Raw genomic sequence first — 10,147 nt, 5'->3', positions numbered from 1 at the left:
AGCTTGCTGCGGCCGTAGGGGTTGGTGGCCGACAGCGGGAAATCCTCGCGGATGGGCACCGAGGCCGGGTCGCCGTAGACGGTGGCCGAGGAGCTGAACACCAGGCGCTTGACGCCGGCCTCGGCCATCGTCTCGAACAGCACCAGGCTGCCGGCCACGTTGTTGTCGTAGTATTCCAGCGGCTTGGCGACCGATTCGCCGACCGCCTTCAGGCCGGCGAAGTGGATCACGGCGTCGATCGCGTGGGCCTGGAACAGCGCCCGCAGCGCGCCGCGGTCGCGCAGGTCGCCGCGCACGAACACGTGGTCGCGGCCGCTGATGCGCCGCACCCGGTCCTGCACCGACGCCTGCGAGTTGCTCAGGTTGTCGAGCACGACCACGTCGTGCCCCTCGGCCAGCAGCTCCACGCAGGTGTGGGAACCGATGTAACCCATGCCGCCCGTGACCAGTATCTTCATGCCCGTCTATCTCTCTATATAGGTTGTCACAGCCGCCAGACGCACAAACCGGCGTCCTTCAACGGCTGCACTGCGAATGCGGATTCACGTCGATGAAGCAACCGCCATTGAGCTCGCGAAGTTGGAGGTCTTCCGTCGCCAAATCCAAGCTACAGCACCCGGTACAGCCTCGATTCCAGTTACCCGGACGCGGTCAACACTCCCGGCCGGCACATCATTTTATTGATGGTATCCCGGACAAACCGTGTTGCGGGACGACATCGTCTCCTCATAAAACCCTTGTGTTGCATCGGACACTGATCTTTAGCCAAATTAATGAAAGAATGGAATTAGATAAGTGGAACATCCGTCCAACCCCGGCCAACTTCTTTAATAAGCGAATTTTCCCGTCCACCCCCTGATCGCGGTCCAAGTGATAATTCTGATATCGAGCCAGAAAGACCAGTTTTCGATATAGGCAAGATCGAACTTAATCCGGGCGGTTATTTTTTCCTCGGTGTCGGTCTCGCCTCGCCATCCATTAATCTGAGCCCAACCAGTAATTCCCGGCCGCACGCGATGACGCAACATGTACCCCTCATACCGCCTTGAAAATATCTCGTTATGATGAATTGCGTGGGGCCTTGGTCCGACAACCGACATTTCCCCTTTTAGCACGTTGATAAATTGAGGCAGTTCGTCCAGGCTGGTACGTCGCAAGAATCGGCCGATCGAAGTCACTCTCTCATCGCCCAATCTGGCCTGAATAATCGCGCCGTCGTCGCAATGTACTCTCATACTTCGAAATTTATAAATATTGAATATTCTCCCGTTAAGGCCCAACCGCTTCTGCCTAAAAATGACCGGACCTGGGGATGAAATCCTAACGCATGCCGCTATTGCCAGTAGCAACGGCGACAGCAGCAGTAGTACAATTGCCGCGAAAATCCTATCAAAGAACGATTTCAATAGCCTATCCGAGTCACCTATTTTTGGCTGATTCAGGTCAACTGCCGAAAATCCAAAAAAATCAACTGCCCTATTGCTTAGTATCTTTAGACACTGGGTATCCGGCACAAAACGGACATCAACCATCACATTACTCAGCGAACTCTGCAAAGAAAGCAAGTCTGCCGAAGCATATATTGGTAGCGCGATCCAAATCTCATCGATCATGTTCTCAGCAACGTATTTAGCGACGTCCTCCAGACGAAATATCTCATCGACACCGGGTGGCAATGGCTTAACAGGGAAATTCTCGCCAACATGTATGGCACGCAACTCGTAGCGGCGCCAAGCGCAATGCGAGGCTCGTCGAACAAGCTCGCGACCAGTCACACCGTAACCGACGAGAACGACACGTCGCGTCCTTAGAAAGCGTCCCGGCAACGAGCGCGATATCCATAGCGCAAGCGGCCTAATCCCGAATAGGACCGCGAGGCCGGCGAAGTACCACCCGAGAAGCCAACTTTCGGATACGGAATCGCCATGCTCGCTGAATGCGCTCAGGAGAAATCCCGCCAATAGCACAGTCGCCCAGGAGAGCGCAGTTGAGACCAGGAAAACAATGCCTTCATCAATGCCTATCAGTTCTCTCGACAGTGGCAAAGCGAAATACGCCAAGTAGCTGCAAGATAAAAGAAGGATCCAGTTAACAGAAGGAACATCTCTCAATGTTTCAAAACACTGCGAGATACACAAAATACCTGTCCAAAATAACAGAAAAACATTCGCCTCTCGTTTAGAAAGGAGAAAAGGCGTTTGGCGATATTGCATTGGGTTGCGCATACGACTCTCCGAGATTCCGCTATTGACGGGAAGATGGTGCATCCTAAGAGTTTCCCTAAACCAATATACCAAAGCCAAAATGACCGATATTGATCGCAATCAAACTCAGCCATATCGGGACGGAAAATTGTCTATATAGCTGTTGCCGACAATGTGACATGCCTCTACAGACAGAGTCTCCATTTGATTAAGATCAACCTGTGAATATCCCTCGAACTGAAATTCATAAGAAATTTTGATTAGTCCAGTTTCTAGCCGATGAGTACGATAAAGCGACATCCCGCATATAGGGTCCCGGATGGATGGCTATCTCGTTAATAACGGATGTGGCAGAGCACTCGCCACCTATCGCGCAAGCTGCTAGGAGAAGTGATGAATTCGACCGCACTCAATCAAGTATTTGAAACGAGCGTTTTCAATAATGAAACGTACAGCGCCGACTTGCAGGCCAGCGAAATATTGAAGACGGATTTTCGTCGCAAGGTGTACTGCGTTCTAGGACTGCCGATCGACGCGCTTTCGCTTGAGGATGCATGCGCCGCCTTGCAAAGTTCAACACGCCGGGCAACCAGGTGCTTTTTATCGACACCGAACTTGAATTTTCTGATGTGGAGCCATGTAGATCGAGGTTTTCGAAACTCGGTAATTGTAAGCGACCTGTGTGTCGCCGATGGCATGCCGCTTGTATGGATCTCAGTCCTGATGGCAATACCGATTAATGAAAGAATCGCCGGATCAACACTGTTCGAAAAAATTCGGCAGGATTCCTCCAACCCGACTTCGGTATATATATTCGGCGGGGCGGACGGCGCGGCTAGCAAAGCCGCCGATGCCATCAATGACAATCCAAAAAGCGCAATGAGATGCGTCGGCCATTATGCTCCGGGGTTCGGGAACATTGCCGAAATGAGCCAGCCTCATATTATCGAGGCCATTAACAACTGCAGTCCAGATTTCCTGGTCGTCGCGCTTGGCGCTAGAAAAGGTCAGGAATGGATAATGCGCAATCTTCACTCTCTTTCAGCACCGATCGTCAGCCATTTGGGCGCGGTCGTGAATATCACCGCTGCGGCCATATCGCGCGCCCCGCATTGGATGCAGCGCAGTGGCCTCGAGTGGGTCTGGCGTATCAAGGAGGAGCCGTTACTCTGGAGGCGTTACCTTTCGGACGGCTGCGGTTTCCTAGGTCTGCTTGTAACACGAGTACTACCTGCCATTTTCTACCAACGGTGCCACCGGATTTCGGAAGAGCGTCTGCTTCAGTCGGAAATATTTCTGGTCCGAGGTCAAGAGAGTTGTCGTATTACTTTAATAGGGCCTTGGGACGCGAGAAACAGTATGCCTGTGCGGCAAACTCTCATGGATGCGACCCGTACAAAGGGCGACATTGTCGTGAACTTGCGGTCGGTGGAATATGTCGATAGTGCCATTATTGGGATATTTCTGCTGCTGTATGGCCACCAAAGCAAAATTGGCCACAAGGTCCGCTTCGAAAACGCCGGGCGCAAACTGACCCGGATTTTCAAAGCTCACTGTGCCGACTATTTGCTCGAGGGACGGTTGATCGGTGACGGCCTGCGCCAGCAGCAGGAGGCTGCGGTTTGATGATATCCACTCCGCGTGCAACATCGCGGCAGTGCCACCACGATCAAGTGCACCGCTTGACATGCCTTGTTGCATACGCGTTTGCCCCGTCCAACAAGGCATCGAGCCCAGAACCCATCTTTCCATAATTATCCAGACACGGAACGCCTTTCGTCGGCCGGATTCGCATGGAAAGTTGACAATAGTCAATATGCTGGTGTTCAGCGAGGATACGATTGAACCTGACACCGCAGCCCACCGCACCGGCAAAGGGAAGCCTGAACATGAATTTCACCCAACTGGCGTTGATACTCAAGGCACGCGCAAAAATCATATGCCTGATCTTTACTATCACTCTCGCCGCCACGCTGGCGGCGCTGGCGGTGATGCCAAAGACGTACAAGGCGAGCACGGCATTGATCCTCAACTATAAAGGAGCGGATCCCCTGACAGGAAACGTCTCCCCCGGGCAGCTCGCCTCGGGATACCTCTCCACCTATCAAGCGACGCAGATTGAAATCATCAAAAGCCCTTCCGTGGCAATGCGCGTTGTCCAGGATCTGAATCTGGTTCAATCTCCAGCATTTTTGGAAGCGTATGCGCGTGCGTATAAGGGACTTCCGGACAAGGCGGCGTTTCGAGAGTGGATTTGCCAATCCATCATAAAAAAACTACAAGTGAAGCCTTCAAAGGAGAGCAGCGTAATAAACATCGCATACGAGAATGCCGATGCGAAGCTGGCCGCGGCGATTGCCAATGGGTTCGCTGACGCCTATCGGAAGCACAATATCGCATTGGAAGTCGGGCCTTCGCGCGACGCGGAGCTTTACTTCCAAGAGCAACTCAAAACGGCCCGCGACCTCCTCGGCAGCGCGCTTGCGAAGATGACAAAATTCCAAGTGGACAATGGCGTCGTCAATCTCGACCGTCAAGGCGATGTTGAGTCGCTACGCCTCAACGAGCTGTCGAGCCAGCTCGTCGCCGCCCAAGCGCAGCTCATGGAGGCAGTCTCCAGACGGGACCAACTCCGCACTGGCCTAGCACAGGAATCGCCGGATGTAACCAACAATGCTCTCATCCAGAACCTCAAGATCGATCTGAGCAAAGCTACTGTCAAGCTGCATGCTTTGAGCGAAAAGTTCGCCACCGATCATCCAGTATCGATGGCAATGCAAGCAGAAGTCGCCTCCATCCAGTCCGAACTGAAAGCACAAGTTGCGGTGGCCTCGCACGCCATCGCGAACAACGCCTCGATACTGGCCAGGCGCGAACAGACACTAAGTGCAGCGGTAGCCAATCAAAAAACGAGGGTGTTGGACCTGAGTAAAAAGCATGCGGAACTCGCTGTGCTGGCGAAAGAGGTCGAAACAGCTCAACGCATCTACGATGCGGTTTCTCAGCGGCTCGCACAGACGCGAATCCAGGCGCAATCGAATCAGTCCGACGTCGCCGTGCTTACCCCAGCCAAGGTGCCGACCCAAGCCTCCACTCCCGCCACCACAGGCGCGTTGGCCACGGCGGCGATAGCCGGCTTGACGCTCGGCATTGTCGTCGCATTCGCCAGCGAGCTCCGCGACCGCCGGATCTTGTCGTCCATGGATTTCGAGCAGCTCATGGGATTGCCCGTACTCGTGTCAGTAAAGCCATTCCAGCTCGGCACATCGCGGGGCAGAGAATTTTCCGCGCATGCGCGGCAACCGACCACGCCGATACCTGAGTGCTGAGAATACAGGCGGATAACAAATCCGGTGCATACCCCAGACCGCATTTCCATCAATGAGGACGGTAAAGCAATGAAGACCTCCAACCCCATTCCAATCGCCAGCGAAAACGCATCGGCGCAGCGCGGCGCCGCCGTGTACCGTCCCATCGGCACCATACTGAAGGATGGTGGGCTGCTGTCAGTTGATGCGATACGGGCAGTTTGTGAAACGCAACAGCTGGACGGGACGTTGTTTGGAGCAACGGCGATCGCACTTGGAATGATCTCGGAAAACGATTTGGCTGAGGCCCTGCGGCATCAATTCGGATGCTGCCGGCTCTTAGGTGAACGGTTAAATGTTAGTGCCGAGGTAGTTGCCGCGTACCGTCCTGACGATGCGAACATGCGGCCATTGCGCGATCTGCGGGGCATGCTCATGCTGCGGCACCTTAATCACTGTCCGGACGGGCAAGCGATCGCACTGACTAGCGCTCACCGATGCGAGGGGCGCAGTCTGATGAGCGCCAACCTCGCCGTACTCTTCGCGCAAATGAACTGGCGCACTTTGTTAATCGATGCTGATTTTCGATCCCCGCGTCAGCACGAATACTTCGCGCTGCAAAACCGACGCGGTCTATCTAGTGCGCTCAACGGATATCCCATCGCCGAACTCTTGTCATGGATACCTGGACTGGGCTTTTTAGCGGTCATGCCAACCGGCGCCCCTCCGCCCAACCCTGAAGAGTTGCTTGGGCGCTCAATGCTCGCGATAGTTCTTGAACAGGTAAAGCGCGATTTCGACATAGTGCTCATCGATACGCCATCGTGCGAATTAAATCACGAGGCATACAGCGTTAGCGCCTGCGCGGGCAATACGATAGTGGTCGTAAAGAATGGACACAGCAGTGTGGCCTCCTTGAAGAAAATGCGGGACAGTCTGGAGAATTGCCAAGTCAATATCCTCGGCTACGTGCTGAATGAATTTTAATACAGCCCAATCAGGGATTAAACGATGAGCAAATACCCATCAATTTCGGTTGTCGTTCCCGCCTTCAACGTCGAGAAATACGTCGATAGCGCAATCAACTCTTTGTTGCAACAGTCCGATCCTTTCCACGAAATCATCATCGTGGACGATGGCAGCTCCGACTCAACACCTACGAAGCTCAAGCAATATTCCGCGAATCCGTTGGTGCGAGTAGTCACAACCAAAAATCACGGGTTGGGCGCCGCCCGCAACCGCGGAAAAGAGGAAGCCACCGGAGAGTACATCTATTACTTTGATGCCGATGATTTGCTCGACCGATCATTCGTCAAAATCATCAAGTCGGCCATTATCAAAAGCGCCGGCCCTGATATGGTTTTATTTTCAGGAAAGACATTCTACGACGAGGACTACAGCCCCATGCACGGCGAAACCACCTCCTGCCACGAATTCAGACGCAACATCAATGGAACATTTGAACACGGCCTGGATGCAATGCTCGCTCTGCAGCGGGCCGGGAATTTTTCGCCCAGCGCCTGCCTATACGTCTCGAAATTGAGTTTATGGAAGAATAATATCAACTTTCTCCCTATTGTTCACGAGGACGATGAGTTAATCATCCGGCTGTGCGCCATTTCGAAAAATACCCATATTGTCAACCTCCCGCTCTTCAATCGACGAATCAGAAGCGGTTCGATCATGACATCGGGCGCCAGCAGAAAAAATACCGAGGGCTACCACCTGGCTTTCATGTCCGCCTGGAGGGTATATCACTCCGTGGCGAGGGCTGATCATAAGGCGACAGTCATGACACACCTAAGGGGCCTGGTCTGGCTGTATTTGAATGCGTGCAGGAAAGGAAATCTGATACCTGACTCGGGGGAGATCATCGGCATGCTACTGCGTTCGCGCTATTTCCCGCTCAGAGAATTCTGGCGCCTGTATGTTCCCACCGCGCTACGGCGCAAAAATCTCAATCTGCTGAAAAATACGTTGTACCTGAAGCTCAATGCAAGGAAGTGAGCCTGCCGATCAAAACCGGCTTTGGGGAAGAATTGGTCAACTAGGAACAAGGTGGCGAAGAATGAGCATTCTGTCAAGCGTTCGGTGGGTCGCTGTATCGCAGGCCGCGCGTGTCCTGAGTCAGTTGATCAGCATTACAGTGCTCGCACGGATATTACCCACGCACGCGTACGGCCAGATGGCGATGGCGATGACCATCACCAATCTCGTTTTTTTGTTCCGGGACCTTGGCACCACCACTGCCGTCATCCAACACAGGCAGCTGACACACAGCTTGACTTGCACGGCGCACTGGCTCAACGTCTCGGTGTCCTTGGCCCTGGCGCTTCTTCTTGGTTTGTCGGCCTATCCACTGGCATGGGCTTTCAATGAAGCGGCCCTGTGCGAAATCATCCTGGTGTTGTCGGTGGTGTTCCCGATTTCCGGGCTCACACTCGTCCGGCAAGCGTTATTGGAGCGTCAATCCGAATTCGCGACGTTGGCCAGGATTGAAATAGTCAGTGCTCTTGGAGGCGTCGTGGGCGCGGTCTCCCTGGCGCTAGCCGGAGCGGGCATCTGGAGCTTGGTCGGGCAGATGCTGTTGTCAACCTTACTAACGACAGGACAATTGTTCCGTGCAAGTAGTTGGCGATCGAGCATTCTTTTCTCAAAAGACGATTTGAAGATTCTCATAAATAGTGGAACGAATCTGTCCCTCTTTCGATTGATTATTTACCTCGAACAAAACATCGATAGCTTGGTCATCGGAAAATTCCTTGGTAGCGGCGCATTAGGCATCTACGCCATGGCGTACAAGATCATGCTTTTCCCCATTCAGAATCTCACTGCCGTAGTCTCACGCGCTTTACTTCCTGAATTGAGCCGCCGGCAGGACATGAACGATTCAGTGGGGATACTGTACACCCGTTCCTTGCGTATCATTTGCGCCATAGCCGCCCCCTTGATGGGAGGCGTGTTCTTTCTTCGGCAGGAGTTCGTGGAACTCGTCTTCGGTCCCCGGTGGACTCAGGTGAGCCAATTACTAACATGGCTCGCGCCGGTGGGATTCATACAGGCGATTACAGCCGGCACGGGGGTGGTATTCATCGCGGTCGGGCGCACGCGTCTGATGCTGCGTCTTGGCATGCTCGGTGGAGCACTACAAATTTCCGCATTTCTCGTCGGCGTGAACTGGGGAATCGAAGGCGTCGCGGCATGTTATTTTGTGGCAAACCTCATCAACTTCTTCCCTTGCTTTATTTTTGCAAGCATAGTGCTCAACCTGCCTATAGCCCGGACATTTCTGAATTTGCTCGGCCCCATATTGGCCACCTCGCTCATGCTCCTATCCCTGAGTTTGATAGAGGCAACCATCACTCAATATTTGAGCAATCAATATATCGCGTTCCTAGCCGTCGCAGCCGCCGGCGCATCGGTCTATTTCGTCTCGTTGATTGTGCTACTCCCTCAAGACTTCGCGAGGTTTTGTATCCATTTTCGCTTAAAAATAATGGGAACGCGCTTCCAGCAATGATCGAGGGCGGTACCAAACACTCAAGGAAAAGATCATGAGCCATACAGTTTCCGTAGTCATCCCGGTGTACAACGGTGCGCCGTTTATCGCACGGACCATTAAGAGCGTATTAGCGCAGTCGCTGCGGCCGCAGGAGATCATCGTGGTCGATGACGGATCCATCGACGATACGGCCAGGTTGCTGTCCCAGTTCGCCGACGAGATCAGAGTGGTTAGCATCCCCAACGGTGGCGTCTCAAACGCCCGCAACGTCGGATTCGCCGTCGCAACCGGGGACTACATAGCCTTTCTGGATGCCGATGACGTATGGTATCCCGACAAGCTGAAAGTGCAGATTGGCGCCATGCGCAAGTTCCCAGATGTCGGATTCTGCTGCTGCGACTATATTGTGTTTGACAAATCGCGCGGCGAATTCGTGAATCATTTCTCGGCATTTGATAAAACCGATCTCCTTTCTTTTGATGAGCCAATGACCGCAAGCCCGTACACGGCGCTGCTTCGAGAAAATTTTGTCGGAACCGCGTCCAGTGTGGTCGTCAGGCGCTCCACCCTCGAACATTGCGGGCTGTTCAATGTCCATTTGCGTCAGGCCGAGGACTACGATTTGTGGCTCAGATGTGCCAAGGTCACATCGTTTCTTGTGCTGTCAGCCCAACTGATGAATAAGACAACGCACGACACCAATCTCACCAACGATTATCTGGATACCTTGCTGTGCCATGAGCGTGTACTCCAATCGCTCAGCCAGGATGTCGCCGTTGCCTCGACGGGGTGGACGCGCCGCACTAGAGAGGCATCGTTGGCGAAGGTCAGGTACCAAATTGGCAATCTCCTCTTCGAAGAAGCGCGTGTCGGCAAGGCCTTCCGTTATTACTTTTCCGGCTTACGCACCTCGCTCACGCTAGAGAACGCTATGCAGTTCCTGTATTACACGTCCAGGAAAACCGCACGCCTTCTTTCAATCGGAATGATTCGCAACAAGGAATCCTCCCGATAGGCATATCCATTTGTTTAACAAATCACCTGGTTTGGTTTGACAACAATTTCGGTCTGCTCCATATCTCGCGCACGCTAGCGTGGCGGAGCCGCTGAATTCCACTTGTGATATGGAGGCG

Annotated in this window: 8 protein-coding genes; 6 read left to right on the top strand and 2 right to left on the bottom strand. The window is 53.4% G+C overall.

All coding sequences use genetic code 11. The annotated features are described in order from the left end of the window. Together BM436_RS33930 and BM436_RS33925 are read right to left on the bottom strand one after the other, a co-directional pair. Positions 1 to 458 (bottom strand): SDR family NAD(P)-dependent oxidoreductase (locus tag BM436_RS33930; protein WP_143133453.1); only part of this gene is annotated, 458 nt, incomplete at its 3' end. Positions 459 to 827: 369 nt separating this feature from the next. Continuing rightward, positions 828 to 2,225 (bottom strand): undecaprenyl-phosphate glucose phosphotransferase, encoded by a 1,398-nt coding sequence (locus BM436_RS33925; RefSeq protein WP_177307771.1) that lies wholly within the window; start codon positions 2,223 to 2,225, stop codon positions 828 to 830. A 372-nt stretch (positions 2,226 to 2,597) separates the two neighbouring features. Here BM436_RS33925 and BM436_RS33920 point away from each other — a divergent pair, with 372 nt between their 5' ends. The 6 genes from BM436_RS33920 to BM436_RS33895 all read left to right on the top strand — a co-directional run bounded on the left by BM436_RS33920 (position 2,598) and on the right by BM436_RS33895 (position 10,029). Continuing rightward, entirely contained in the window at positions 2,598 to 3,830 is a 1,233-nt protein-coding gene (locus BM436_RS33920) for a WecB/TagA/CpsF family glycosyltransferase (RefSeq protein WP_177307764.1), read from the top strand. Between the two features lie 215 nt (positions 3,831 to 4,045). Then, on the top strand, positions 4,046 to 5,533 hold the full coding sequence (epsF, locus tag BM436_RS33915; RefSeq protein ID WP_143133452.1) for a chain length determinant protein EpsF: 1,488 nt from the start codon (positions 4,046 to 4,048) through the stop codon (positions 5,531 to 5,533). Positions 5,534 to 5,602: 69 nt separating this feature from the next. Continuing rightward, positions 5,603 to 6,499: a polysaccharide biosynthesis tyrosine autokinase gene (locus tag BM436_RS33910; protein WP_093561196.1), complete on the top strand. Its 897-nt coding sequence runs from the start codon at positions 5,603 to 5,605 to the stop codon at positions 6,497 to 6,499. Positions 6,500 to 6,523: 24 nt separating this feature from the next. Continuing rightward, complete coding sequence (locus tag BM436_RS33905; protein ID WP_093561194.1) at positions 6,524 to 7,519, top strand: glycosyltransferase family 2 protein; 996 nt, start codon at positions 6,524 to 6,526, stop codon at positions 7,517 to 7,519. After that, the gene (locus BM436_RS33900) at positions 7,506 to 9,032 is read left to right on the top strand and encodes a lipopolysaccharide biosynthesis protein (protein WP_093561192.1); all 1,527 of its coding nucleotides are present in this window, start codon (positions 7,506 to 7,508) and stop codon (positions 9,030 to 9,032) included. The genes BM436_RS33905 and BM436_RS33900 overlap by 14 nt, the downstream gene beginning before the upstream one ends. A 34-nt stretch (positions 9,033 to 9,066) precedes the next feature. Then, positions 9,067 to 10,029, top strand: coding sequence for a glycosyltransferase (locus BM436_RS33895; RefSeq protein ID WP_093561190.1), 963 nt, complete (start codon positions 9,067 to 9,069; stop codon positions 10,027 to 10,029). Positions 10,030 to 10,147 lie beyond the last annotated feature (118 nt).

The organism is Pseudoduganella namucuonensis, from assembly GCF_900116645.1.
Lineage (GTDB): Bacteria > Pseudomonadota > Gammaproteobacteria > Burkholderiales > Burkholderiaceae_D > Rugamonas > Rugamonas namucuonensis.
The sequence above is the reverse complement of the archived record's forward strand: the minus strand, read 5'-3'. Positions and strand labels throughout refer to the sequence as shown.

Excerpts from the sequence above, each read along its gene's own strand:
- BM436_RS33905 (WP_093561194.1), top strand. The coding sequence starts at position 6,524 with ATGAGCAAATACCCATCAATTTCGGTTGTCGTTCCCGCCTTCAACGTC.
- BM436_RS33900 (WP_093561192.1), top strand. The coding sequence starts at position 7,506 with ATGCAAGGAAGTGAGCCTGCCGATCAAAACCGGCTTTGGGGAAGAATT.
- BM436_RS33925 (WP_177307771.1), bottom strand. The coding sequence starts at position 2,225 with ATGCGCAACCCAATGCAATATCGCCAAACGCCTTTTCTCCTTTCTAAA.
- BM436_RS33910 (WP_093561196.1), top strand. The coding sequence starts at position 5,603 with ATGAAGACCTCCAACCCCATTCCAATCGCCAGCGAAAACGCATCGGCG.
- BM436_RS33895 (WP_093561190.1), top strand. The coding sequence starts at position 9,067 with ATGAGCCATACAGTTTCCGTAGTCATCCCGGTGTACAACGGTGCGCCG.
- BM436_RS33920 (WP_177307764.1), top strand. The coding sequence starts at position 2,598 with ATGAATTCGACCGCACTCAATCAAGTATTTGAAACGAGCGTTTTCAAT.